The following is a 24,307-nucleotide window of genomic DNA, read 5'->3' on the forward strand; positions in this document are numbered from 1 at the left end:
CCATGACGCGCATCGACTTCGCCTTCGGCGCGCCCGACCGCCTGCGCATGGCCTGCCAGGTCGTGCGCAAGCGCGTCCTGGCAGGTCAGCGACTGGTGGTGTACTGTAAAGACGGTTCGCGCCTGTCCGCGTTCGACCGGATGCTGTGGGCGTTCGACGACACGGCCTTCGTGCCGCATGTCCTGGCAAACGATCCGCTGGCCGCTGAAACCCCGGTGGTGCTCACCGCCGGGGACCCGCTGCAGGCCTTGCAGTCGGCGGGGCAGCCCGACCAGCCGCAGCCCTGGCTGCTGAACCTGGACGACGATTGCCCGCCCGGATTCGACACTTTCGAACGTCTGCTGGAAATCGTCTCCGACGACCCCGACGACAAGCAGGCGGCCCGGCAGCGCTGGCGGACTTACCAGACGGCCGGTCATACGCCGCAAAGCCACGACCTGAGCCGCAAGGCCCAAGGCGGCTGAACCGCCCCCACGCGCGCCCGCGCGCCGCGTCCACCAGACTACGGGAGTTTCCATGCCCGCTCGCCCATCCGACCCCGGCATCCCCACCCTGACCCATCGGGCCGAACCCTCGTTCCATGACCCGGCCGACGACGACGCCGACGCGCCGCTCCTGACCGAGCTGGCCGACGAAGCCGGCCCCGTGTACGAAAATGACCCGTATGAACATGACCCGTTTCCCGTCCTGACGGACGTGGCCGACGAGGACGACGAGCCGGCCCTGATGCCGATCTCACGCACGTCCGAGCCGGCGGCAAACCCGCTTGCAGCGCCAACGGCAACCGATAAGGCAACCCCGGCGGCGCCTGCGCCAGCCGCCGCCCCCCTGCCCGACGCCACCGTGCTCGCCGCACGCCTGCAAGCCGAGGTCGAACAGCTCATGCGGCAGGCGCTTGCCGAGTCTGTCACGCAGCTTCAGGCGCGCATGGATGCGGAATTGCCTGCTATCGTTTCCCGTGTGCTCAATGAGGTACGACGGGGGTGACTGGATTCTTCAGGGAACTGTAAGGTATCCTTCGCATCTAAGCCTTCTAGGCAATCACCATATTTGCCGTATACAGGAGTTCTCCATGAACGAATATCGTCCGTCCCCTTTTAACCGTTCCGGCTCTGTCGCCGGCGCGCCGGGCGAGGTCGCTCGCAACCAGGTCCTGCGCAACACGTACTGGCTTCTGGCCCTGTCGCTCATCCCGACGGTGCTGGGCGCGGCGGTCGGCCTCTACACCGGCATCAACCGTGTCATGGGCGCCAGCCCCGGCCTGTCGGCCGTCGTCTTCCTGGTCGGCGCTTTCGGCCTGATGTTCGCCATCGAAAAGAACAAGAACAGCTCGCTGGGCGTCGTCCTGCTGCTGGCCTTCACGTTCTTCATGGGCGTCATGCTTTCGCGCCTGCTGGGCTTCGTGATGGGCATGAGCAACGGCTCGCAACTCGTCATGACGGCATTCGGCGGCACCGCAATCGTGTTCGGCACCATGGCCACCCTGGCCACGACCATCAAGCGCGATCTCTCGGGACTGCAGAAATTCCTGTTCATCGGCGCCGTCGTGATCCTGGTCGCCGCGCTGGCTAACATCTTCCTGCAACTGCCGGCCCTGATGCTGACCATCTCGGTGCTCGCCATCGTGATCTTCTCGGCATTCATGCTGGTTGACCTGCAGCGCGTGGTCAACGGCGGCGAAACCAACTACGTCTCCGCCACCCTGGCGATCTACCTGGACGTGTACAACGTCTTCTCGAACCTGCTGATGCTGCTGGGCATCTTCGGCGGCAATCGCGAGTAACGCGCCGTCGCCAGACCAGCACCGAAAGGGCCTGCATGCACAACATGTAGGCCCTTTTTCTTTGGCCCTTTCTCTTTGGCCCGCCTGTTCACCTTCATCCCGCCCGGAGCCCCGCCATGCCCGATCGCCGCCGCTTCCTCCAGACCGCCGCCAGCGCCGCCCTCCTTGGAACCGCGTGGCCGGCATGGGCGGCTGATCCGGCGCAAGCCATGCTCAAACGCGCGATCCCGTCGACGGGCGAAATGCTGCCGGTCGTGGGACTGGGCACCGCGGACACCTTCAACGTATCCCCGAGCGATGCGTCGGCCATGGCGCCGCTGGCCCAGGTCCTTGAAACGCTGATGAAAGCGGGCGGCACGTTGATCGACACGGCGCCCAGCTACGGCGAGGCGGAGGCCGTGACGGGCGCGCTGCTGGCTCGCGATGGGGGCCTCCGCAAGCGCGTGTTCCTCGCCACCAAGATCAGCACACGCGGCCACGAATCCGCGATGCGCCAGGTGCGGCAATCGCAAGAGGCGCTGCGCAGCGACAAGCTGGACCTGATCCAGGTGCACAACCTGATCGACACGCGCAACCAGCTCGCCCTGCTGCGCGACCTGAAGCAGCAAGGGGTGACGCGCTACATCGGCATCACGCACTACACGGACCACGCGCACGACGACCTGACCGAGCTGGTCGAAAAGGAAAAGCCCGACTTCCTGCAGGTGAACCTGTCGATCGCCTCGCGCAGCGCTGAAAAGCGCTTGTTGCCCGCGTGCCAGGCCAACGGTGTCGCCGTGTTGATCAACCGCCCGTTCGAGGACGGCGCGCTGTTCCGCCAGGTCAAGGGCGTGGCGCTGCCCAAGCTGGCGGCCGAGATCGACTGCACCTCCTGGGCGCAGATCTTCCTGAAGTTCATCATCGGCCATCCCGCCGTCACCGCCGTCATTCCCGCCACGTCCAAGCCCGCCAACATGGCGGACAACGCGCGCGCCGGCTTTGGCCGCCAGCCCGACGCCGCCCTGCGCGACCGCATCGCCGCGCTGCTCGCCTGACGCCATGGCGGCCGCCCCCCTGTCCTGGCGCGCCCGCATGTCGCGGGCGCTGGGCATCCAAGAGGACGAACTCGCCCCGGCCGCCTGCGGCTTCGCGTTTTTCTTCTTTCTCTTCTGCGGCTATTTCATGCTGCGCCCCATCCGCGAGACGATGGGGATCCAGGCCGGCGTAAACCAGTTGCAATGGCTGTTCACCGCCACCTTTCTTGCCACCCTGGCCGTCGTGCCGCTGTTTGGCTGGATCTCCACCCGCGTGCCACGCACGACGCTGGTGACCTGGGTCTACGCCCTCTTCGCGCTGACCATGGTGGGATTTGCCGCCCTGCTCCACCAGCAACCCGGCAGCATCTGGGCGGCTCGCGCGTTCTATGTCTGGCTGTCGGTGTTCAACCTGTTCGTCGTGTCCATCGCCTGGAGCCTGATGGCCGACGTGTTCCGCATGGAATCTGCCAAGCGGCTGTTCGCGCTGATTGCGGCGGGCGCCAGCGCGGGCGGCCTGTGCGGCCCGCTGCTCGGCGCGCTGCTGGCGGGCGTGCTGGGTCCAGCGGGTCTACTTGTGTTGTCGGCGCTGCTGCTGACCGCCACGCTGCCGCTCAAGCAATGGCTGCTGGCGTGGCGCGCCGCCTCCCGGCCGGAAGTCGGCCTGCAGGACATGCAGCACCCCATCGAAGGCGGCATTCTTGCCGGGCTGGCGCGCATCTTCCAGTCCCGCTATCTGCTGGGCATTTCGCTGCTTGTCGTGCTGCTCGCCACCCTGAACACGTTTCTGTACATGGAACAGGCGCGGCTCGTCGCCGATGCGTTTCCGGATACCGCCCAGCGCATCCGGGTCTTCAGTGCGCTGGATTTCACCGTGCAGACGCTGGCGCTGCTGTCGCAGATCTTCATCACTGGGCGCGTGGCCGCGCGTCTGGGTTTGCGGTTCCTTCTGACCGCGGTGCCGCTGGCGGTCGCACTGGCGTTCCTGGCGCTGGCCGCGTTCCCCGTATTCGCGGTGCTGGCGGCTGCCATGATCCTGCGCCGCGCCGGCGAGTATGCGCTGATACGGCCGGGGCGGGAGATGCTGTTCACGGCTGTCACGCCGGAAGACAAATACAAGACGAAGAATGTCATTGATACGGTGGTCTATCGCGGCGGCGACGCCGCCAGCGGTTGGGTAAAGGCAGGCATCGACATGCTGGGCTACGGCGCGGCGTTGATTGCGCTATTGGGCGCCGCCGTGGCCCTGGGCGCGGCCGCCGTGGGCTACGGGTTGGGCAAGCAGGCTGATCGCCGAAACGGCGATCTTCCTTAGCCTGATCTGAACAACCATCTGATTCAGCCAAACGGAAACGCCGGTTCCCAGCCGCACAATGGCGCTGCCCTCAACGCCTCGGGAATCGTCATGAAACGCTCTGCCTGCCTTGCCGCCCTGTTGCTTTGCCTTGCCGCGCCGCACGCGCACGCCGACTACCCCGAACGCGCCATCACGCTCATCGTGCCGGCCGCGGCGGGCGGCAATGCCGATATCACCGCCCGCCTCATCGGCCAGGAGATGAGCCGGCTGCTCGGCCAGCCCGTCGTCATCGAAAACCGCGTGGGAGCGGGCGGCCGCATCGGTACCCAAGCCGTGGTCCGGGCCCCCGCGGACGGCTACACCATCGGCTATGCCCACGTCGGCACGCTGGTGCTGCACCGTTACCTGTTCAAGCAGCAGCTCTACGACCTGGACCGTGACCTCAAGCCCATCGGGCTGGTCGCCGAGACCCCGAACGTGATCGTCGTGAATGCCGCGTCGCCGTACCGCGATCTGAAAGGCTTCATCGAAGCCAGCCGGGCACAGCCCGACCGCCTGACGATGACCTCGGCCGATCCGGGCACGACCAGCGAAGTCGGCGTCAAGCTGTTCATCGCGCAGACCGGCGCCGCGGTTCGCCAGATTCCCTACAAGGCGACGGCAGCGCAGCTTTCGGACCTGCTGGGCGGCCATGTGGATTCAATGATGGAAAACCTGCCGCCCTTGATCGGCAACCTGAAGGACGGGCGCCTGCGCGCGCTCGCCGTCACCACGCGCAAGCGTGCCGCGTCCAACCCGGACGTGCCGACGGTGGCCGAACAGGGCTATCCGGAGTACGAGCAGTCCGCGTGGAGCGCCCTTGTCGCGCCCGCGGGTACCCCGGTCGCCGCCATTTCGCGGTTGAACGCCGCGATGAATCAGGCGCTGCGCTCGGACGCCGTCAGCCGCGAGTTGCGCAGCCGCTCGCAGGAGCCGTTGGGCGGCACGCCGCAGGATGTACAAGCGCAGATCAAAAAGGAGCTGCCCAAGTGGGAAAGCATCATCAAGGCCGCCACGCTGGATTGAACCTCGCCCGCACACCCAACGGAGCCGCCGCATGGCCAACGTAACCCGCGAGGACTTTTCCGTGGCCGCCGCCACCAACGCGTCGGCTTACCGGCGCGTCACGATTCCAGTGCTGCGGATCGAGGCGGGCCAGGGGCCTGCCGTCGCGCTCATCGCCGGCGTGCATGGCGATGAATGGGAGGGGCAGGCCGCCATCCTGTACCTCTGGCATCAGATGCCCGACATCCTGCAACGCGGCACCGTCTATCTGCTTCCGGCTGTCAATGCGGAAGCATCGCTGGCCGGCACGCGGCTGTCGCCGTCTGACGGCGGCAATCTGAACCGCGCGTTTTTGGGCGAGCCGGCGCGCGGCTACACCGAAAGCATCGCTGCGGCCTTGGAGGCCCGGCTGCTTCCCCGCGTGCAGGCCATGGTGGACGTGCACAGCGGCGGCGCGTCGCTGCGCTACCTGCCGTCATCCGTCATCACGCGCTACGGGAACGACGCGTATGACGAACGTCTGCCGGCGCTTGCGCGGGCGTTCGGACTGCCTGACTGCGTGTTCTTTCGCAGCGGCGAAATCGGTTCCATGCCGGCGGCGGCCAGCCGGCACGGCGTGCTGCGGCTCTCTGCCGAGATCGGCGGCGGCCGGGAAACCAGCCAGTCGCTGGCGGACCGCTGCCGCGACGGGCTGCTGGGCTGCCTGGCGGAATTGGGGCTGCTGACCCGTCCCGCACCCGCACACGCAAACCCCGCCCGCGCCGCGGAAGTCCGCCTCTACGACATGGACGCGCCTGCCGCGACGCTGCGAGCTCGCGATTCCGGCGTGTTCGTTCCCGCCGTGGAACTGGGACAATCCGTGATCGCGCACCAGTGCATTGGCCGCCTCATCGAACCGGCGCGGCCCGACACCTCGCCGCGTCCGTTACTCAGCCCGCAGGCGGGCACGATCGTCTGCCTGCGTCCCATCGCGCGCAGCGATGACGGCGATTGCCTGCTGCAGGTAGCGCCCGCCCTTCCCTTGGACTCTCTCGCATCAAGATACTGACCCATGCAGATGAACCCCAGATTGACCGGCCTGCGCTGCATCCGCTGCGCAACCCTCTGGCCCGCGGGAGACTATCCCGAAGGCTGCCCTTCATGCCTGGCTGCTGGACACCCCGCCACGCTGGAGTGCCAATATGAAGCGCCGGCGCGGGACGAGGCCATGCCCCTGCCGGTGCTGTCGCCGGTGACGTTGGGCGAAGGCGGCACCCCGTGCCTGTCCGCGCCCGAACTGGCGCGGGAAGAAGGCGTGGGCGGGCTGTGGCTCAAGTGCGAAAGCGCCAATCCCACCGGCAGCCACAAGGACCGCATGTCGGCGCAACTGGTCTCGCGCGCCCGGCTGGCCGGCGCCACGCGCGTCGCGGCGGCCTCCAGCGGCAACGCGGGCGTGTCGCTGGCCGCCTACTGCGCAGCGGCCGGCTTGCAAGCCGACATCGCCATTACCCACAACTGCCCGCCGCTGCAGCGCGAAGCCATGGAGCGCTTCGGCGCGCGGCTGCGTGCCTTCGAAGACAGCCTGGGCCGCTGGCCGTACGTGGCAGACCTGTGCCGCAACCACGGCGCGTTCGCCGGCACCAATTATCTGAATCCGCCCGTGGGCACGCATCCGTACGGCGTCGAGGGCTACAAGCCGATTGCCCAGGAAATCCTGGACGACTGCGGCCTGCCCACGGACATCATCGTCCCGACGGCGCGCGGCGACCTGCTGTGGGGCATCTTTTTGGGCTGGCAGCATCTGCTTCAGATTGGGCGCATCGCGCGGCTGCCCCGGCTGCACGCGGTGGAACCCTACGCCCGCCTGTCGCGCGCGCTCGAAACCGGCGATGCCCGCGGCCAATGGGAAAGCGCGACCCAGCAGTATTCCATTGCGGGCGGCACATGCACGCTGCAAGCACTGGAAGCTCTGTCGCGATCGGGCGGCATGCCGGTGGAGACATCGGACGCTCAGGCGGCCGAGGCGCGGCGACGCCTGGAACGCATGGGATTGGGCGCGGAACTGTCGTCGGCGGCCGCGCTGGCGGCCATCGCGCGGCTCAGGCGCGCAGGCAAGCTGGATGCGGAATCGAACGTGGTGCTGATGCTGACATCGGACGGCCGCCGGGGCTGAATCCCGGGCTACACGCCAAACCGTTCAATCAGCGGCGCCAGCGCGCCGCGCAGACACGTCGCCCAGAACTTGCCGGCTTCGGACAACGGCCGGCTACCGTGCACGATCATGTGGCATTCGAAATGCACGGAGGCTTCCAACGGCCGGTAGCTGAGGCCGGCGGCCTCCATGCCCAGCGCCGTCGCCGGGTTGGCGATGCCAACGCCATGACCGGCCAGCGCAAGCTGACATACAGTGCTGGAATACGGCGTCTCGATCGCCACGCGCAGGCTTTGACCTGCCTGACGCAGCAGCGCGTCCAGCCGCTTGCGCGAACCGTCTTCGGCGTTCAGCGCAATCACGTCGACCTCGGCCAGATGTGAGAAATTCACCGATTCCACGCGCGCCAGCGCATGGCCGGCGGGAAACACCGCAACCGCCCGCAGGCTGGCCAGACGATGCCCGCGCAGCCCCTCGAGTTCGGATTCATCGGCGACCGCCGCCAGGTCCAGCTCCCCTGACACCACCATGTCGCGCAGGGTATTGGAATCGCGGATCTGCAGGTACAGCGGCGTATCGGGATAGCGCACGCGAAAGCGCGAAATCGCATCGCTGACGATCGCGCCGCTGTAGGCGTGGATGCAGCCGATGCGCAGCCGCGGCTGCGCGGCCCCGCGGATCGCCCGGATCTTGCGTCCCAGGCTTTCCAGGCCCACATTCAGGCGGCGGATCTCTTCGTACAGCAACGTGGCCTCGGGCGTACGCTGCATGCGCTGGCGCACGCGCTCGAACAGGCGCAACTCGATGCTGGCTTCCAGCGCGGCCAGCGTCGCGCTGACAGTGGCGGGCGATACGTCCAGCCGCCGTGCGGCGGCGGTGACGCTTTCCGTCTCGTAGACGGTGCGGAAGGTTTCGACCTGTTTGAGCGAGAACGTCATGAGGCCGGCGCCGCAATCAGATGCGTTGCAGATCCAGCAGCACACGCCGCGTGGAGAGCGGACGGCCAGCCAGAATCTCGGCCAGGCGCGCGCGCAAGTCGGTGCGCAGCGCGGGCTCGATGGTGGGATCTTCGAAATCGGGCGGCGCCTCATCGACGCCGTAGCCCGTCTCGCGCAGCAAGGTCCATTCAAAGCGGCGCAGCGCGCCGGCCGCCCGGGTGCCGGCCGACAACTGCTGCAAGGCCATGTCATACGCGTCGAACAGCAGCGGGTGCGCGTCCTCGCGCGGCAGCAGGCGCAGCAGCAGTTCGTTCATGTACCAGGCGGACATCAGCGCGGCGCCGGCCAGCGGCCGGATGCCTGCGATCTCGGCGCGCGTCAGCGTCTTGACCTCGCCGTTGCCCGTCCAGGACAGCAGCAGCGGCTGGAAAGCCGACAACACGGGGCGCAAAACGGAATAAGGGCGCTTGGCGCCCTTGGCAACCATGGCCACGCAGCCATGATCGCGAGAAAAAGTCTGGACAATCAGGGAGGTTTCACGCCACGCCGTGGCGTGGAGCATGAATCCTGGTCGATCCTGGACGCGTGGCGCCCGTCTACTCATAGCCCAGATCGCGCAGCGCACCCTCGCGGTCGGACCAGCCCTTGCGCACCTTGATGTAGACCTCCAGATGCACAGGCTTGTCCAGCAGCTTGGCGATGTCCTGCCGCGCCTCCGTGGCGATGCGCTTCATGTGCATGCCGCCCGTGCCCAGCAGGATGGGCTTGTGGCTGTCGCGCTCGACGACGACACAGGCGTTGATGGTGGCGCCCTTGGCGGTCTCTTCCCATTGCTCGATGACGACCGTGCAGCCGTACGGCAGCTCGTCGCCCACCAGACGGAAGATCTTCTCGCGCACCAGTTCGGCGGCGATGAAGCGCATGGGGCGGTCGGTCAGCGTGTCTTCTTCGAACATCGGCTCGCCTTCCGGCAAGCGCGATGCGATTTCGTCGAGCAACTGATCCAGTTGCTGATTCTTGGTGGCGCTGACCGGCACCACGGCGCCGAACGGATGCAGCGCCATGATCTTGGACACGAACGCGAACAGGTCGTCGCGGTTCTTCAGCGCGTCGATCTTGGAGACGACCAGGATCGTGCGTTCGGGATTGGGCAACAGCGGCAACAGCTTGGCGTCGCCTTCGGACCACTTGCCGGCTTCAACCACATGCACCACCACGTCCACGTCGGCCAGGGCCTGCGTGACGACGCGGTTCATCATGCGGTTCATTGCGCCGCCGTGGCGCGTCTGGAAACCCGGGGTGTCGACGAACACGAACTGCTCGTGCTCGCGCGTCAGCACCCCATGGATGCGGTGGCGCGTGGTCTGCGCCTTGCGCGACACGATGGAGATCTTGGAACCGATCAGGGCGTTCGTCAGGGTGGACTTGCCCACATTGGGACGGCCAACGATGGCAACGAAGCCGGTACGAAAAGGGGTATCGCTCATTTAGTCTCTTGAGACACTGCCACGGGCAGCGACAATTGCGCGGTTTTGCGCGCCTTGCCCGACTTGCGGGCAGCCTTGGTGGCCGGGCTGACGGCCAGCGCGGCCTCGAGCGCCAGCTTTGCGGCCGACTGCTCGGCGGCGCGGCGGCTGGCGCCGGGCGCCATTACCTTGATATCGAGCGCCGGAATGGCACACTCGACTTCGAACTGCTGGCTGTGGGCCGCGCCGTGCGTGGCCACCACCGTATACAGCGGCAGGGCCAGCTTGCGGCCCTGTAAAAATTCCTGCAGCAAGGTCTTGGCGTCCTTGCCGAGCGTCTTGGGATCCACCGAAGCCAGCACCGGCTGGTACTGGCGCACGATCACGCGGCGCGCCGCCTCGAAACCCGCATCCAGAAAGACAGCGCCGAAGATGGCTTCGACCGTGTCGGCCAGAATGGACGGGCGGCGGAATCCGCCGCTCTTGAGCTCGCCTTCGCCCAGGCGCAGGTATTGGGACAGTTCCAGCCGCTGGGCGATATCCGCCAGCGACGCCTGCTTGACCAGGTTGGCCCGCAGACGCGACAGATCGCCTTCGTCGATTTTTGAGTAGCGCTCGAACAGCATCGCCGCCACGACGAAGTTCAGCACGGAATCCCCTAGGAATTCCAACCGCTCGTTATGGCGCGCACCGTGGCTGCGGTGCGTCAGCGCCTGTTCAAGCAAGGCCGCGTCACCGAAGTGGTAATCGAGGCGGTTTTCTAGCGTGGCTAGCGACATAATCAGTTGAATCGGCCGATACGGCTCAGATCGCTGAAGTTCATCCAGATGAAGAAAGCGCGGCCGACGATGTTGGCTTCCGGAACGAAGCCCCAATACCGGCTGTCCGCGCTGTTGTCCCGATTATCGCCCATGGCGAAATAATTGCCCTCGGGTACTTTGCAGCGTACCCCATTGTGGCTGTATTGGCAGTTTTCGCGGTACGGAAAAGTCCACCTTTCCGGGGAATACATCTGCGGAACCTTCTCTTCGAGCAGGATCTTGTGCTCAACGTCGCCCAACTTCTCCTTATATTGCGCGATGTACGAAACACGATCCGGCTCGAAATAGTCTCCATCACGCACGTGCGGGACCAGTTCGCCGTTGACATAGAGCTTCTTGTCGATGTATGCGACTTCGTCGCCCGGCAGGCCCACCACACGCTTGATGTAATCAACGTTGGGATCCACGGGGTACCGGAACACGAAGACGTCGCCACGCTTGGGCTCGCCGACGGGGATGACCTTCTTGTCGATCACGGGCAGGCGCAGACCATAGCTGAACTTGTTCACCAGGATCAGGTCGCCGGACTGCAGCGTGGGCAGCATCGAGCCGGACGGAATGCGGAAGGGCTCAACCACGAACGAGCGCAGCATGAACACGAACAGGATGACGGGAAAGAAGCTGACCGCGTACTCGACCCACCAGGGCACGCGCCGCGCGGCGTCGCCGGCTTCGCGCCGCAGGCGCTCGGCCTCTTGCGCATCGCCCACCAGTGCCGCGTCGTACTGAGCCATCGCAGCCTGCGCGCGGCGCTCGCGCCCCTTGCGCAGCACGGCCAGATCGAGCACCCAGATAACGCCGGTAACCACCAGCAGAATAAAAAGGATCAGGGCAAAGTTCCAACTCATCAGCTAATCGCCTTCTGGGGTTCTATTTGTCTTCCACCTGCAGGATGGCCAGGAATGCCTCCTGCGGAATTTCCACGCTACCCACCTGCTTCATGCGCTTCTTGCCAGCCTTCTGCTTTTCCAGCAGCTTCTTCTTGCGCGAGATGTCGCCGCCATAGCACTTGGCCAGCACGTTCTTGCGCAGCGCCTTCACGTTCTCGCGCGCAATGATTTCTGCGCCGATGGCCGCCTGAATGACCACGTCGAACATCTGGCGCGGGATCAGGCCGCGCATGCGGGTCACCACGTCGCGCGCACGGTGGCGCGCGTTGCTGCGGTGGACGATGACGGCCAGCGCGTCGACGCGGTCGTTGTTGATCAGCAGGTCCACACGCACCACGTCAGCGGAGCGGTATTCCAGGAATTCGTAGTCCATCGAGGCATAGCCGCGCGACACCGACTTCAGCTTGTCGAAGAAGTCCAGCACGATCTCGGCCAGCGGGATCTCGTACACCAGGTGAACCTGGCGGCCGTGATAGCTCATGTTGACCTGCACGCCGCGCTTGTTGTTGCACAGCGTCATGACCGGACCGACGTAGTCCTGCGGCATGAACAGCGTGACCTTCACGATGGGCTCGCGGATGTCCTGGATCTTGCCGATCTCGGGCATGCGGGACGGGCTTTCCACGGTGATCACGGAGCCATCGCGCTGCTCGACCTCGTACACCACCGACGGCGCGGTGGTGATGATGTCCATGTCGAATTCGCGTTCCAGGCGCTCCTGCACGATTTCCATGTGCAAGAGGCCCAAGAAGCCGCAGCGGAAACCGAAGCCCAGCGCCTGCGAGACTTCGGGCTCGAACATCAGCGCGGCGTCGTTGAGCTTCAGCTTTTCGAGCGAATCGCGCAGTTGGTCGTATTCGGAGCTTTCGACCGGATACAGCCCGGCGAACACCTGCGGCTTGACTTCCTTGAAGCCCGGCAGCGGGGTCGCGGCCGGCTTGTTGGCCAGCGTGACGGTGTCGCCGACCTTGGCGTCTTCGAGCTGCTTGATGCCGGCGATGATGAAGCCCACTTCGCCCGCCGACAGATGCGGGCGCTGCTGCGACTTGGGCGTGAACACGCCGGTCTGCTCGCACAGGTGGGTGGCGCCGGACGCCATCAGCAGGATCTTGTCCTTGGGCTTGAGCACGCCATTGATGATGCGCACCAGCATGACCACGCCGACGTAGTTGTCGAACCACGAATCGATGATGAGCGCCTGCAGCGGCGCATCGGGATTGCCTTCCGGAGCGGGGACGCGGGCGACGATGGTTTCGAGGATTTCGTCGATACCCATGCCGGTCTTGGCGCTGGCCAGTACCGCGTCAGAGGCGTCGATGCCGATCACGTCCTCGACTTCCTGGCGGGCGCCTTCAGGATCGGCCTGCGGCAGGTCCATCTTGTTCAGCACCGGCACGACTTCCACGCCAAGTTCGATGGCGGTGTAGCAGTTGGCCACCGTCTGCGCTTCCACGCCCTGCGATGCGTCCACCACCAGCAGCGCGCCTTCGCAGGCGGACAGGGACCGGCTGACTTCGTACGAGAAGTCCACGTGCCCCGGGGTGTCGATCAGGTTCAGGTTGTAGACCTTGCCATCCTGCGCCTTGTAATGCAGCGCGGCCGTCTGGGCCTTGATGGTGATGCCGCGCTCACGCTCGATTTCCATGGAATCGAGGACCTGCGCCGACATCTCGCGATCCGCCAGTCCGCCGCAGCGCTGGATCAGGCGATCGGCCAGAGTCGACTTGCCGTGATCGATGTGGGCAATGATGGAAAAGTTGCGGATATGCTGCATGCTTGAATTTATAAGGGACGGAACAGGCGGCACACGGCCGGGAGACACCGCCGCCGGAATGTGCACGGCCGACGTGTGAGGCGCTGACGGGCTATGCCCGGACAAAACTGAGGGGGCGCCAAGCGCCCCCTCTTGCGGCAACCAACCATTTTAGCCGGTCTTGAGCCATTTTTTTTGCCCGGGGCGCGCCCCGGGACAAAAAGCGCCGTCATCACTTGGACGCAGGCACCGCTACCCATTGCGTCTGGTCGCCGCGGCGCACCAGAAGGCCCGTCGCGCGGCTCTTGTCCAGCTTGGAGACCAGTTCGCCGAACTGCTTGGCGCCGGTGACGTCGGTGTCGTTCAGCGCCAACACGATGTCGCCTTCCTGCAGCCCCGCCTTCGCGGCAGCGCCATCGGCAACCTTCACCTGGACGCCGCCCTTGATGCGCAGCTTCTTCTGCGTGTCGGCAGGCACATCGATGACGCCCAGGCCCAGCGCGTTGGTGACCTCGGGTTCCGGCGCCGGCTTCTTGCCGGCGGCAGCCGCCTTCTCGGTCGGGATTTCACCCACCTTGACCGACAGCGTCATGCTCTTGCCTTTGCGCCAGATTTCCATGTCGGCGCGCGTGCCCGGCTTGGTTTCGCCAACGATGCGCGGCAGGTCGGACCAGCGCTTGATCGGTTCCTTGTTGAACTTAAGGATCACGTCGCCAGGCTGCACGCCCGCCTGCTCGGCAGGACCTTCGGCTTCTACGCTGCTGACCAGCGCGCCTTCGGCCTTGGGCAGGCCGATGGCCTCGGCCACATCCTTGCCGACTTCACCGATCTGCACGCCAACCCGGCCGCGCGTGACCTTGCCGGTCGTGCGCAGTTGGTCCACCACGCGCATGGCTTCGTCGATCGGAATGGCCAGCGAGATGCCCATGAAGCCGCCGCTGCGCGAGATGATCTGGGAATTGATGCCCACAACCTCGCCGTCCAGGTTGATCAGCGGGCCGCCCGAGTTGCCGGGGTTGACGGCGACGTCGGTCTGGATGAAAGGCAGGTATTCGCCCGTATCGCGGCCGATGGCGCTGACGATGCCGGAAGTGACGGTGGAGTCCAGGCCGAACGGCGAGCCGATGGCGAGCACCCACTGGCCCTTCTTGAGCTTCTTGGGATCGCCGATCACCAGCGGCGTCAGGTCCTTGGCTTCGATCTTGATGAGCGCCACATCCGTGCGCTCGTCCGTGCCGATGACCTTGGCCTTGAACTCGCGCCCATCGGTCAGGGTGACGTAGATATCCGTCGCATCCACGACCACGTGGTTGTTGGTCAGGATGTAGCCGTCGGCAGACACGAAGAAGCCCGAACCCACGCCGCGGGGCACGGTGCGCTCTTCGGGCGGCGTCGGCTGCGGACGTTGGCGCGGATTGGGCGATTGCTGGCCGGGCGGCTGGAATTCGGGGCCGAAGAACCAGCGGAACAGTTCGTAGGGATCGCTGCCGCCAGGACCATTGCCCCCGCCGCGCACGGGAACGGTGGCGGTCGTGCGGATGTTGACGACGGCCGGATCGGCCTTTTCAACGATGGCCGTGAAGTCGGGCAATCCGACCGCGGCAGGCGCTGTCTGCGCCACCGTCACCGGCACGTAGGCGGTGGACAGCATTGTCCCCGCCGCGACAGCCGCCAGAAAGCGCCGGAAAAAAGCGTTCGAGACCGTCATTGCTTTCATATGTCACTCCGAAATTGCTGCTTGCGGAACGGCGGGAATTATTTGGCCCCGCCCTCCGCGGGTGCGGCTGCCGCGGGTGCGGGAGGCACGTACTCAGTGGCCTGCGCAAGCTGTTCCAGCGTGGCAGCGGGCACTTCGCCCACCGCGGTCAGCCAGAAGTCCGCAATGCGCGCGCCGTACACGTTGATCGCGCCACGCTGCGACGCGCCATGCGCCGGCTGGTGGTTGCGCTGGCTGTCATAGGGTTCGATGAAAACCGAGATCGCCGCCAGGCCGTCGGAAAGCACCATCTGGCTGACCGGCGATCCGCGCTTCATGGCGCGCGACACCTGCATGATGGTCTTGAAGCCGTTGGGCGCCGGAATGCGCCAACCCTGGGCCGCAAGGTCCACGGGCTGCATGTTGGCCTCGAGCACCTTCCAGTCGCGGGTATTCCAGCGCGAGGATAGCGACTGCGGATCCACTTCGGAACCCAGCCGCAGCGAGGTGAAGGACACCTGCTCGACCACGCCACGCGCGGCATTCAGCGTCTGGGCCTTCAGCAGCAAATTGGTTTCGACGTCCGCGCAGAGGCGATAGCCGTAGCGCAGCTTGTCCAGCGGTTCGATCGTGATGAGCCGGCATTCGCGGCCCGCGACGCGGTGCGGCGTGGGCTCCGTGCGGATCTTGTAGTGTTCCGACAGATTGGCCGGATCGCCCAGCAGCAGGCCGGGGAAGCGATCACCGCGGCGGCGCTCGACGAGCACGGTCTTGCGCTCGGGGATCAGGCACTGCACGTCGTCGTTGTGACGCAGGTATTCGCGCGGCTGGCCATCAAGGATCTCGAGGCGTTCGCGCTCGCCGGTGCCGTCCAGAACGTGCACGAGGCGCGAGGACTGGATCACATCGCCCTGCTGATACATGAAGACGCCGGCGTAGTCCTGCTTGCGCGCCGCCTGCTGGATGCGCGTGAGCAACTGCACGACGTCTTCGGTTTGGCCGGCCGGCGTGGCGCCAGCGGCGGCTGCGGGACCGTGCGCGGCAAGGAATGCGGTGAGGAGCGTGGCGGCAAACCAGCCGGCGCGATGAGCCTGCCACGAGGCAGCACGTCCCAGCACCGGCCAGCGTGATGGAAGCACAAGCGCCATCAACGTCCCGCTCCGACATCGAACGACACCTGCCGGACCGCGCTGGGGCCGGCCATCTGGCGATGGGCCTCCAGGTAGTCGCGCAGGCCCGAGTCGTCGGAGGCCGAAGCCGGCGAGCTGGCATCGGCCAGCACGCGCACATCCGTCGTGGGCGAGCCAGTGACGTACGGCTGCGCCACCCACGCGACCGTGGCCACGGCAGCGGCGACGGCCAGGCCGGACAGGCCCATGCGCAATGGCGAGCGGCGCCGAGGCGCCGCTACGATGGGCAGTTCCGCGTCCAGCGCGCGCGCCAGACGGGCCGAGAAGGCCGCGCTGGGCGTCAGCGCCAGATCGGAATTGCGCAGGGAATCACCAATCAGATGATAGGTGTCCCAGGTCTGACGTCCCTCTTTGGACAACAGACTGGGAAGAATATCGTCGGAATCCTCTCCGTCCATCCAGGCGGAAACCGATTCCTCCCAGGAGGACTCGGCGATCTCAACGGATTTGGCTGCTGTTTGCATGACTGCCACTCCTTACCAGCGACGCTCGACATCGGTGTCGAGCAATGGACGCAACTTGGTCGCAATGGCTTCACGCGCACGAAAAATGCGGGAGCGCACCGTACCGATCGGGCAATCCATGCTCTGGGCGATGTCTTCGTAACTCATACCTTCGATTTCACGCAGGACAATTGCGGTGCGCAATTCTTCAGGCAATTCCTCAATGGCCGCGTTCACCGTCTCGGCGATTTCGCGGCTGGCAACCATGGATTCCGGCGTGCTTATATCCATTAGGTTGTCGGTTTCGTTAAAAGTTTCACCGTCTTCCGTTTCAATCGCATTGGGCGCGCTGGGGCGCCGCCCCTGCGAGGCGAGCCAGTTGCGCGCGGTATTGATGGCGATACGGTACAGCCAGGTGTAGAAGGCGCTTTCGCCGCGGAATTGGGGTAAGGCGCGGTAGGCCTTGATGAAGGCCTCCTGCGCCACATCCTCGATTTCGGAGGGATCGCGGATCATCCGGGCCAAGAGGCGGAGGATCTTGCGCTGGTACTTCAGCACCAGAAGGTCAAATGCCTTCTTGTCGCCCCGCTGCACGCGGGCGACAAGCTCAGCGTCGACTTCGCGCTCGCTCATGAGGCCTCCCGCAAACGGCGCGCCGGGCGTGCCTGTCGCGCCGTGCCCGCGACGAGGCGCAGACGGCGCCAGGATTCGGGTCGCAGCGTGTGCTTCCAGACGGTGAGGGTAATTTTGCTAGTGGTAAAGGCCGTACTCCCGGTGGGCAAGGGCTGCAGGATAAGCGTCAGCCACGCTGGACCCCGTTGCTGGTCCAGCAGCGCCGCATCCTGCCAGCCTTGCGGCCGGCGTAGCTGCCAGTGGCCAGCCCCGGTCGCGGTACGTAGCGCCGTTACCGGGGACGGGGTATTCCGAGCCGAGTGTAACAGCCCGGCCAAGAGGAACAGAAGGGCGAGAAGCGCAGCCGCCGTCCAGGCATGACCATGCCAGGCGGCCGCTGTCAGCACACTGGCCGCTGCGGCGGCCAGCGCCAGCCCGAAGAGCGCGACGGCGCCCCTGGGCTGCGAGACAGGTACGCGGAACGACCAACGCCCCCCGACCGAGCCGTCCAAATCAGACCCGGCGAACGGCCATCGAGCCGTTGGTGCCGCCAAAGCCGAACGAGTTGGACAGGCCCACGTCGATCTTCATCTGCCGCGCTTCGTTCGCGCAGTAATCCAGATCGCATTCAGGATCTTGATTGAAGATGTTGATCGTCGGAGGCGAGACCTGGTTGTACACGGCCAGCGTCGTGAACACGGCTTCGATGCCGCCGGCGGCGCCCAGCAGGTGGCCGGTCATCGACTTGGTCGAATTGACCACCAGCTTCTTGGCGTGGTCGCCGAACGCCAGTTTCAGCGCGTCGGTTTCGTTCTTGTCGCCCAGCGGCGTAGACGTGCCATGCGCGTTGACGTACTGGACGTCTTCGGCATTCAGGCCGCCGTTGCGCAGCGCGTTGATCACGCCGCGGCGCGGGCCGTCCTTGTCCGGCGCGGTGATGTGGTGGGCATCGGAGCTCATGCCGTAGCCAGCCAGTTCACCGTAGATACGCGCGCCGCGCTTCTTGGCGTGCTCGTATTCTTCCAGCACCAGGACACCGGCGCCCTCGCCCAGCACAAAGCCGTCGCGGTCGCGGTCCCAGGGACGCGATGCGGTCTGAGGATCATCGTTACGGGTCGACAGCGCGCGCATGGCGGCAAAGCCGCCAATGCCCAGCGGCGACACGGTGGATTCGGCGCCGCCGGCCACCATGACGTCGGCATCGCCGTATTCGATCAGGCGTGCGGCATCGCCAATGCAATGCAGGCCGGTCGTGCAGGCCGACACCACGGCGTAGCTGGGGCCCTTCATGCCGTAGGCGATCGACAGATGCCCGGAAATCAGGTTGATCAGCGAACCCGGCACGAAGAACGGCGAAATGCGCCGAGGTCCCTTGGCAAGGTAATCGACCTGGGTTTCTTCGATGCGCGGCAGACCGCCGATGCCGGAGCCCACGATCACGCCGATACGCTCGGCGTTTTCTTCGGTGACTTCCAGGCCGCAATCGCGCCAGGCCTGCATTCCGGCAGCCAGGCCGTAATGGATGAACGTATCCATCTGGCGGGCTTCCTTGGCCGAAATATAGGTACTGATGTCGAAGTCTTTGACTTCGCCAGCAATGTGGGTGGTGATGGCCGAGGGATCGAAACGGGTGATGCGGCTGATGCCAGAACGTCCGTTGACGATATTGTCCCAAGCGGTGGTCAGATCATTTCCTACGGGGGAAACGATACCCAGGCCGGTGATGACGACACGTCGCTTCACGGATGACTCCTCAAACAGACAAAAGAAAGGCGGTTTTCGGGATGCGCTGCGCGTGTGGGCCACATGAAGGCAGGTGAGGCGTTACAACGCCCGACCCGCCGGTGGACCACACGGCACTCCTGAAACCGCCCTGATTCCAGGTTGGCCGAAGAAATCGGGCAACCAGGACGATATAGGCTGAGCTTACTGCTTACCGTGCGAATTGATGTAGTCAATCGCTTGTTGCACGGTCGTGATCTTTTCGGCCTCTTCGTCGGGGATCTCGGTCTCGAATTCGTCTTCGAGGGCCATGACCAGTTCGACCATGTCGAGCGAATCGGCACCGAGGTCGTCAAGGAAGGAGGATTCGTTCTTGATCTCGGCTTCGTTGACGCCAAGTTGTTCAGCGACGATCTTCTTGACGCGCTGTTCGATGCTTTCCATGCAGATCTCCAATTGGGAAAAATCCCGCGAATTATAGCCAAGCGCGGAGTGATGCAACGCCTGACCGTGACAAAAATAACACCGCGCATTTGTTCTGTCGCCGAGAGCGGCGCAGGATGACCATGTGCGGCGTTTCCGGAGAATCGCGCGCCGCCTTGCCGATTGCCCGGCGGCGGCGCGTGATTCGTGATTTATTGCATGTACATCCCGCCGTTGACGTGCAGGGTGGTGCCGGTAATGTAACCCGCCTGCGGCCCGGACAAAAAGGCCACGGCATGCGCAATGTCAGACGGCGAGCCCAACCGGCCCAGCGGAATCTGTTGCAGCAGCGCCGCGGTCTGGTTTTCGCCCAGGGCACGCGTCATATCGGTGTCGATGAAGCCAGGCGCCACGCAGTTCACGGTGATGTTGCGGCTGCCCAGTTCACGTGCCAGCGCACGCGCCATGCCCGCCACGCCGGCCTTCGCGGCAGCGTAATTGGCTTGGCCCGCGTTGCCGCTGGAGCCCACCACGGAAGTCACGTTGATGATGCGTCCCCAACGGGCCTTCATCATGCTGCGCAAAACGGCGCGCGACAGGCGGAAGACCGAGGCCAGGTTGGTGTCGATGACGGCCGACCAGTCGTCGTCCTTCATGCGCATCGCCAGCGTATCACGGGTGATGCCGGCGTTATTGACGAGGATGTGCGGACCGCCGCCTTCCTTGCCCAGCGCGTCGATCAGCGCATCGCAGGCGGCGGCATCGGTCACGTCCAGCACCACGCCGCGGCCGCCGAACGGCGCCAGCGCTTCAGTGATGCCAGCCGCGCCCGATTCGGACGTGGCGGTGCCGACGACGGTTGCGCCGCGCCCGGCCAGTTCCAGGGCGATCGCCCGGCCAATGCCGCGGGTCGCGCCCGTGACGAGCGCGATCTTGCCCTGCAGTTCGGTCGAGGTGTTGTCCATTGATCAGTTTCCGTTGACGGCAGCCAACGCCGCTTCCAGCGAAGCAGGATCGGTGATGGCCAGGCCGGTGAGTTCGGGATCGATGCGCTTGGTCAGGCCAGCAAGCACCTTGCCCGGACCGCATTCGATGACGTGCGTGACGCCTTGCGCCTTCATGGCGCGCAGGGTTTCGACCCAGCGCACAGGATGCCACGCCTGACGCACCAGCGCATCGCGGATGCCGTCGGGATCCGTGGGCGAAGCCACATCAACGTTGTTGATGACCTGCACTTGCGGGGCGGACACGGCGGCGCCGGCCAGCGCACCAGCCAGCACGTCGGCGGCGGGCTTGAGCAGGCTGGAATGGAACGGCGCGGACACGGGCAGCAGCAACGCGCGCTTGGCGCCGGCGGCCTTGGCCAGTTCGCAGGCGCGTTCGACGGCGGCCTTGTGGCCGGCGATCACGACTTGCGCGGGCGCATTGAAGTTGACGGCTTCGACCACTTCGCCTTGCGCGGCTTGCGCACACGCGGCGCGCACGGCATCGTCGTCCAGGCCCAGAATGGCGGCCATGGCGCCGGTACCGACCGGCACGGCAGCCTGCATGGCGTCGGCGCGCACGCGCACCAGGCGCACGGCGTCTTCCAGCGCCAGCGAACCGGCGGCGGTCAGCGCGGCGTATTCGCCCAGGCTGTGGCCGGCCACGACATCAGGCTTGCGGCCGCCAGCGGCAATCCAGGCGTTGTAGAACGCGACGCCGGCGGTCAGCATGGCCGGCTGCGTGTTGGTCGTCAGGTTGAGCTGTTCGACGGGACCCTGCGCGATCAGCGCGCCCAGGTCCTGACCCAGCGCCTGCGAGGCCCGCGCCACGGTGTCGGTGACCGCCGCCACGCCGGACCAGGCGTCGAGCATGCCGACAGCTTGCGAACCCTGGCCAGGAAAGACAAAAGCGATTTTCATGATTGAGCGTGTGGATTGATTCAGTGTCTGTGTGGGATGCCAGGCGCGCTCTCAGGCCGCCAGCGACACACTTGCCGCCGCGACCCGAACTCGCGCTTACATGCGAGCCAGTACCGAGCCCCAGGTGAATCCGCCGCCCACGCCTTGCATCAGGATGAGCTGGCCCGGCTTGACGCGGCGGTCGCGGCGCGCGGCATCGAGCGCAAGCGGCACGCTGGCCGCGGACGTGTTGGCGTGACTGTCGACGGTGATGACGACCTTCTCGACCGGCACGTCCAGCTTGCGAGCCAGGAAATTCAGGATGCGCACGTTGGCCTGATGTGGAATCAACCAATCGACGTCGGCAACGGTGACGCCGGCTTCGGCGCAGGTGTCGCGCGCGGAGCGGTCCAGGACGGTGACCGCCTGCTTGAAGACGGCCTGGCCGTCCATGCGCAGGAAGGGATCGCCCGTGACGTCGCCGTAGGCCACGTTGCCCGCGGCACTGAGGATCTTCATCTGGCTGCCGTCGGCATGCAGTTGCGCGGCCATGATGCCGGGCTTGTCGGAGGCCTTCAGCACGACGGCGCCGGCGCCGTCGCCAAACAGCACGCACGTGCTGCGATCGTTCCAGTCGAGGATGCGCGAGAACACTTCGGCGCCGATCACCAGCGCGCAGCGCGCGCGGCCAGCACGGATGAAGCTGTCGGCGGTGGTGAGCGCGTAAACGAAGCCGCTGCACACCGCCTGCACGTCGAACGCGGCCGAGCCCTTGGCGCCCAGGTTGGCCTGCACCAGACAAGCCGTGCTGGGAAACACGAAATCGGGGGTGGACGTGGCGACGATGACGAGGTCGATTTCGGAAGCATCAACGCCCGCATCGGCCAGCGCGCGGCGCGAGGCCTCGGTGGCCAGCTGGCTGGTGGTCACGCCACGCTCGGCCAGATGGCGCTGACGGATGCCCGTGCGCTCGACAATCCATTCGTCGGAGGTGGCGATGTCGCGCGTCGCCAGTTCCGCAGCCAGTTCGTCATTCGAAACCACGCGTTCCGGCAGGAAGCTGCCGGTGCCCGCGATCACGGAGTATTTCATTGCGGTATCCATCAAGCGGTATCCCCAGCCACGTTGGGCGACGCCGCCGAAGGGCGATCGCCGGATTGAACGCGCTTGGTAATTTGGGCGACCGTCTGCGCGGTGCGCTCAAGCAGTTTACTCACTACGGCTTCGCGGGCGCGTTGCAAGGCAAAACCGAAAGCGTAAACGTCCGCGGAACCGTGGCTCTTGATGACCACGCCGCGCAAGCCGAGCAAGGCTGCGCCGTTGTAGCGGCGGTTGTCCACGCGGTTGCGCAGGCGGTTCAGCACAGGCTTGGCCACCGCGCCGGCGATCAGCGTGATCAGATTGCGCTTGAACTCTTCGCGAATGATGCTGGACAGCATCTTCGCCAGTCCTTCCACGGACTTGAGCACGACGTTGCCGACAAAGCCGTCGCAGACGACCACGTCGACCGTGCCCTTGAAGATGTCATTGCCTTCGACGTTGCCGTAGAAGTTCAGCGGGCTGCCGCGCAGAAGCTCGGCGGCTTCCTTGACGACTTCGTTGCCCTTGATGACTTCTTCGCCAATGTTCAGCAAGCCCACGGTGGGGTTGTCGCGATGGTCCACCGCCTGCGACAGCGCGGCGCCCATGATGGCGAATTGCAGCAGGTGCTCGGCCGTGCAGTCCACATTCGCGCCCAGGTCCAGCACCGTGGTGGCGCGGCCCGTCTGGTTCGGAATGGACGTGGCGATCGCCGGGCGGTCGATGCCGTCCAGCGTCTTGAGCACATAACGTGAAATGGCCATCCAGGCGCCGGTGTTGCCCGCGGAAATGCAGGCGTCCGCCCGCCCATCCTTGACGGACTGGGCAGCGAGGCGCATGGAGGAGTCTTTTTTGCGGCGCAGGGCGACCTCGACCGGGTCGTCCATGGTGACGACTTCGGAAGCCGCCACGATCTCAATGCGATCGCGCGCCACGTTGCGGTGCTCGGAGAGCGCCGCTTCAATAGCGTCGGGAAGCCCGACCAGCAATAGCCGGGTGTCCGGAAATTGCCGGGCGAACTCGATCGCAGCCGGAATCGTGACGGGCAGACCGAAGTCTCCGCCCATACAGTCTATGGCGATGCGTATCACGGGTGCCAGGTATCAGCGCTCAGCCGAAATGGTCCGAGTACGAGTTCGGCCCGGGGGCCTTATTCGTCGGCCTTGGTCTTCAGGACCTTGCGGCCACGGTAGAAGCCGTTGGGGCTGATGTGGTGACGCAGGTGCGTTTCACCGGTGTTGGGTTCGATGGCGGTCGACGGGGCCACCAGAAAATCGTGCGAACGGTGCATACCGCGCTTGGAGGGGGACTTCTTGTTTTGTTGAACGGCCATGATGACTCCTAGAAACGGGGCGCATTGTACGCGATGCGGCCCGATGTTGATCTCAATCTTTGTGCTTCAGTTGTTCCAGCACCGCAAACGGCGACGGACGCTTGACAGCGGGCTCCTCTTCAGGAGCTTCGCTGGTCTTGGCCTGCGCGCCCGGGCATACATCATGCTTGGGCACATACGGAATGCTCAGAATGAGCTCATCTTCGATCTGGGCCAACAGATCAAAATGATGCGAACCCACCACCTTTTCAGGTAGCTGGGACACAGAATCCCTTCCTACGCCTTCGTCGTCCTCGTCGTCGTCATCGTCGCCTTGATCGGCAAAGGAATGATCGTCGTCGAGATCGTCTTCGGATTTGACCAGTTGCAGCACGACTTCGCTGTCGACCGGATACGCAAACGGCGCATTGCACCGCTGGCACACGACCACCGGATTGGCCTGCACATTCAGACGCAGAATCGGCTGGCCCAGCAGCAAGCCGGTCTTGCCTTCTTCGCCTTGCACGGACCAGGTCACAAGTCCGGCTTCGCCCGGCGGTTGCTCGGGCAAGCCGTCGACCACACGCGCCAGACGCACCAAGGCGATCGTGCCGTGCGCGCTTTTACCCAGACGGGCAAAGGCAAAGGCGTCGATGCGCTTGACGTCAGCATTCAGGTCAGCATTCAGCTTAGCTTTCACACCAGCACCGGCCGATCCGTCCGCGCGGCGACTTGCATCGCCTAGCTTTCCCTTCGGTGTCATGTTGATGTTCCTGCAAAAATGCCGCAAAACGTTAGATAATACTGTGA

Annotated in this window: 26 protein-coding genes; 8 read left to right on the forward strand and 18 right to left on the reverse strand. The window is 65.3% G+C overall.

Annotated features, from left to right (window positions below; translation table 11 throughout):
- Nucleotides 1–2: 2 nt before the first annotated feature.
- The 8 genes from RT697_RS16050 (at nucleotide 3) to RT697_RS16085 (ending at nucleotide 7,289) form a co-directional block, all read left to right on the forward strand.
- The gene (locus RT697_RS16050; RefSeq protein ID WP_313700145.1) at nucleotides 3–464 is read left to right on the forward strand and encodes a DNA polymerase III subunit chi; all 462 of its coding nucleotides are present in this window, start codon (nucleotides 3–5) and stop codon (nucleotides 462–464) included.
- Between the two features lie 52 nt (nucleotides 465–516).
- Entirely contained in the window at nucleotides 517–987 is a 471-nt protein-coding gene (locus tag RT697_RS16055; RefSeq protein ID WP_313700147.1) for a hypothetical protein, read from the forward strand.
- 85 nt (nucleotides 988–1,072) lie between these two features.
- The gene (locus tag RT697_RS16060) at nucleotides 1,073–1,783 is read left to right on the forward strand and encodes a Bax inhibitor-1/YccA family protein (protein ID WP_313700149.1); all 711 of its coding nucleotides are present in this window, start codon (nucleotides 1,073–1,075) and stop codon (nucleotides 1,781–1,783) included.
- 116 nt (nucleotides 1,784–1,899) lie between these two features.
- Nucleotides 1,900–2,817, forward strand: coding sequence for an aldo/keto reductase (locus RT697_RS16065; RefSeq protein ID WP_313700151.1), 918 nt, complete (start codon nucleotides 1,900–1,902; stop codon nucleotides 2,815–2,817).
- A gap of 4 nt (nucleotides 2,818–2,821) precedes the next feature.
- Entirely contained in the window at nucleotides 2,822–4,111 is a 1,290-nt protein-coding gene (locus tag RT697_RS16070; RefSeq protein WP_313700152.1) for an MFS transporter, read from the forward strand.
- A gap of 90 nt (nucleotides 4,112–4,201) precedes the next feature.
- Nucleotides 4,202–5,158 (forward strand): tripartite tricarboxylate transporter substrate binding protein, encoded by a 957-nt coding sequence (locus RT697_RS16075; RefSeq protein ID WP_313700154.1) that lies wholly within the window; start codon nucleotides 4,202–4,204, stop codon nucleotides 5,156–5,158.
- Nucleotides 5,159–5,189: 31 nt separating this feature from the next.
- A complete protein-coding gene (locus RT697_RS16080; RefSeq protein WP_313700156.1) occupies nucleotides 5,190–6,185 on the forward strand; it encodes a succinylglutamate desuccinylase/aspartoacylase family protein in 996 nt (331 codons plus the stop codon).
- Nucleotides 6,186–6,188: 3 nt separating this feature from the next.
- Nucleotides 6,189–7,289 (forward strand): pyridoxal-phosphate dependent enzyme, encoded by a 1,101-nt coding sequence (locus tag RT697_RS16085; RefSeq protein WP_313700158.1) that lies wholly within the window; start codon nucleotides 6,189–6,191, stop codon nucleotides 7,287–7,289.
- A gap of 8 nt (nucleotides 7,290–7,297) precedes the next feature.
- Here RT697_RS16085 and RT697_RS16090 read toward each other — a convergent pair whose 3' ends face one another.
- From RT697_RS16090 to RT697_RS16175, 18 genes are all read right to left on the reverse strand, one after another.
- Nucleotides 7,298–8,206 (reverse strand): LysR family transcriptional regulator, encoded by a 909-nt coding sequence (locus tag RT697_RS16090; RefSeq protein ID WP_313700160.1) that lies wholly within the window; start codon nucleotides 8,204–8,206, stop codon nucleotides 7,298–7,300.
- Between the two features lie 16 nt (nucleotides 8,207–8,222).
- Nucleotides 8,223–8,810 (reverse strand): DNA repair protein RecO, encoded by a 588-nt coding sequence (recO, locus tag RT697_RS16095; protein WP_313700161.1) that lies wholly within the window; start codon nucleotides 8,808–8,810, stop codon nucleotides 8,223–8,225.
- Nucleotides 8,803–9,693, reverse strand: coding sequence for a GTPase Era (era, locus tag RT697_RS16100; protein WP_280020071.1), 891 nt, complete (start codon nucleotides 9,691–9,693; stop codon nucleotides 8,803–8,805). The genes recO and era overlap by 8 nt, the downstream gene beginning before the upstream one ends.
- On the reverse strand, nucleotides 9,690–10,451 hold the full coding sequence (gene rnc, locus RT697_RS16105; RefSeq protein ID WP_313700163.1) for a ribonuclease III: 762 nt from the start codon (nucleotides 10,449–10,451) through the stop codon (nucleotides 9,690–9,692). The genes era and rnc overlap by 4 nt, the downstream gene beginning before the upstream one ends.
- A gap of 2 nt (nucleotides 10,452–10,453) precedes the next feature.
- The gene (gene lepB, locus RT697_RS16110) at nucleotides 10,454–11,341 is read right to left on the reverse strand and encodes a signal peptidase I (RefSeq protein ID WP_313700166.1); all 888 of its coding nucleotides are present in this window, start codon (nucleotides 11,339–11,341) and stop codon (nucleotides 10,454–10,456) included.
- A gap of 22 nt (nucleotides 11,342–11,363) precedes the next feature.
- Nucleotides 11,364–13,157, reverse strand: coding sequence for a translation elongation factor 4 (lepA, locus tag RT697_RS16115; RefSeq protein WP_313700167.1), 1,794 nt, complete (start codon nucleotides 13,155–13,157; stop codon nucleotides 11,364–11,366).
- A 211-nt stretch (nucleotides 13,158–13,368) separates the two neighbouring features.
- A complete protein-coding gene (locus RT697_RS16120) occupies nucleotides 13,369–14,853 on the reverse strand; it encodes a DegQ family serine endoprotease (RefSeq protein ID WP_313700169.1) in 1,485 nt (494 codons plus the stop codon).
- Nucleotides 14,854–14,891: 38 nt separating this feature from the next.
- Nucleotides 14,892–15,980: a MucB/RseB C-terminal domain-containing protein gene (locus tag RT697_RS16125; RefSeq protein ID WP_175122951.1), complete on the reverse strand. Its 1,089-nt coding sequence runs from the start codon at nucleotides 15,978–15,980 to the stop codon at nucleotides 14,892–14,894.
- Entirely contained in the window at nucleotides 15,980–16,486 is a 507-nt protein-coding gene (locus RT697_RS16130) for a sigma-E factor negative regulatory protein (RefSeq protein ID WP_313700172.1), read from the reverse strand. Before RT697_RS16130 ends, RT697_RS16125 begins: the two co-directional genes overlap by 1 nt.
- Nucleotides 16,487–16,498: 12 nt before the next feature.
- Nucleotides 16,499–17,098: an RNA polymerase sigma factor RpoE gene (gene rpoE / locus RT697_RS16135; protein WP_313700174.1), complete on the reverse strand. Its 600-nt coding sequence runs from the start codon at nucleotides 17,096–17,098 to the stop codon at nucleotides 16,499–16,501.
- A gap of 492 nt (nucleotides 17,099–17,590) precedes the next feature.
- Nucleotides 17,591–18,820: a beta-ketoacyl-ACP synthase II gene (gene fabF, locus RT697_RS16140; RefSeq protein WP_175122952.1), complete on the reverse strand. Its 1,230-nt coding sequence runs from the start codon at nucleotides 18,818–18,820 to the stop codon at nucleotides 17,591–17,593.
- Between the two features lie 183 nt (nucleotides 18,821–19,003).
- Nucleotides 19,004–19,243 carry an acyl carrier protein gene (gene acpP, locus RT697_RS16145; protein ID WP_003813816.1) on the reverse strand — a complete coding sequence of 80 codons (240 nt, stop codon included), beginning with the start codon at nucleotides 19,241–19,243 and terminating at the stop codon, nucleotides 19,004–19,006.
- Nucleotides 19,244–19,434: 191 nt separating this feature from the next.
- Nucleotides 19,435–20,187 carry a 3-oxoacyl-ACP reductase FabG gene (fabG, locus tag RT697_RS16150; RefSeq protein ID WP_312430355.1) on the reverse strand — a complete coding sequence of 251 codons (753 nt, stop codon included), beginning with the start codon at nucleotides 20,185–20,187 and terminating at the stop codon, nucleotides 19,435–19,437.
- Between the two features lie 3 nt (nucleotides 20,188–20,190).
- Complete coding sequence (gene fabD, locus RT697_RS16155; RefSeq protein ID WP_313700176.1) at nucleotides 20,191–21,126, reverse strand: ACP S-malonyltransferase; 936 nt, start codon at nucleotides 21,124–21,126, stop codon at nucleotides 20,191–20,193.
- Between the two features lie 96 nt (nucleotides 21,127–21,222).
- Nucleotides 21,223–22,209 carry a beta-ketoacyl-ACP synthase III gene (locus tag RT697_RS16160; protein ID WP_313700179.1) on the reverse strand — a complete coding sequence of 329 codons (987 nt, stop codon included), beginning with the start codon at nucleotides 22,207–22,209 and terminating at the stop codon, nucleotides 21,223–21,225.
- Nucleotides 22,209–23,276 (reverse strand): phosphate acyltransferase PlsX, encoded by a 1,068-nt coding sequence (gene plsX / locus RT697_RS16165; protein ID WP_313700181.1) that lies wholly within the window; start codon nucleotides 23,274–23,276, stop codon nucleotides 22,209–22,211. Before plsX ends, RT697_RS16160 begins: the two co-directional genes overlap by 1 nt.
- Before the next feature lie 59 nt (nucleotides 23,277–23,335).
- Nucleotides 23,336–23,518 carry a 50S ribosomal protein L32 gene (gene rpmF, locus RT697_RS16170; RefSeq protein WP_006218037.1) on the reverse strand — a complete coding sequence of 61 codons (183 nt, stop codon included), beginning with the start codon at nucleotides 23,516–23,518 and terminating at the stop codon, nucleotides 23,336–23,338.
- 52 nt (nucleotides 23,519–23,570) lie between these two features.
- Nucleotides 23,571–24,260 (reverse strand): YceD family protein, encoded by a 690-nt coding sequence (locus RT697_RS16175; protein ID WP_409517444.1) that lies wholly within the window; start codon nucleotides 24,258–24,260, stop codon nucleotides 23,571–23,573.
- Nucleotides 24,261–24,307 lie beyond the last annotated feature (47 nt).

It is taken from the genome of Achromobacter sp. (genome assembly GCF_032113835.1).
In the GTDB taxonomy this organism is placed as follows: Bacteria; Pseudomonadota; Gammaproteobacteria; order Burkholderiales; family Burkholderiaceae_B; genus Achromobacter.